At 64.2% G+C, this 346-nt stretch carries 1 protein-coding gene; it reads right to left on the minus strand.

The features are described 5' to 3' along the window. Nucleotides 1-346 (minus strand): hypothetical protein (locus tag E0702_RS15985; RefSeq protein WP_132045581.1); only part of this gene is annotated, 346 nt, incomplete at both ends.

The following is a 346-nucleotide window of genomic DNA, read 5'->3' on the forward strand; positions in this document are numbered from 1 at the left end:
TCGGCGACGGACTGGATGAAGCAGGCATGGGGCTGCGGGTGTTCATAGGAAGAGGTGGACTTGGTCAGCTTGCCCGACTTGTGATCCACGTAATAATGGCCCTGCGCAGGACCGTCGATGCCGTAGGCCCAGTGCAGGCCGGTGTTGAACCATTGCGGACTGTTCGGCGCGGCCATCTGGCGGGCCAGCATCAGCTGCATCTCGTCGAAATAGGCGCGGGCATCGGCCTCGGTGGAGAAATAGCCCCCCTTCCAGCCCCAATAGGCCCAGGCGCCTGCCAGACGGCGGAACACCTGGCGGGCGGAGGTTTCGCCGCCATAGCGTTTCTCTGCGGGCAGCTTCGCGA

The organism is Halomonas marinisediminis (assembly GCF_004347715.1).
In the GTDB taxonomy this organism is placed as follows: Bacteria; Pseudomonadota; Gammaproteobacteria; order Pseudomonadales; family Halomonadaceae; genus Halomonas; species Halomonas icarae.